A 334-nucleotide genomic window follows, 5' to 3' on the forward strand; every position below is an offset into this window, starting at 1 on the left:
CTGATTTCTTAACTGTCTTATCGGCTGGGATTACGGCTGTTGTGCCATCTGGGTAAGTAATAGTTGCTGTACCGTCATTACCTACTGTTACATCTGTTACAGTTGGATTAGCTTTCTTAACTTCGTCGGTTACCTTAGCTTTTTCCGCATCAGTCAAGTTGCTTGGATCTACAACTGGCGTTACGGCTGGATCCTTAGTACTATTATCATCTGATTTCTTAACTGTCTTATCGGCTGGGATAACCGCTGTAGTTCCATCTGGATAAGTGACTGTGGTTGTACCGTCATTACCTATCGTTACATCTGTTACGGTTGGATTAGCTTTCTTAACTTC

1 pseudogene is annotated in these 334 nt (G+C 42.2%); it reads right to left on the reverse strand.

The features are described from left to right. Positions 1-334, reverse strand: a pseudogene (locus HMPREF2987_RS11070) (surface protein Rib); the annotation flags it as partial.

Source organism: Streptococcus sp. HMSC067H01 (genome assembly GCF_001814775.1).
Taxonomy (GTDB): Bacteria; Bacillota; Bacilli; order Lactobacillales; family Streptococcaceae; genus Streptococcus.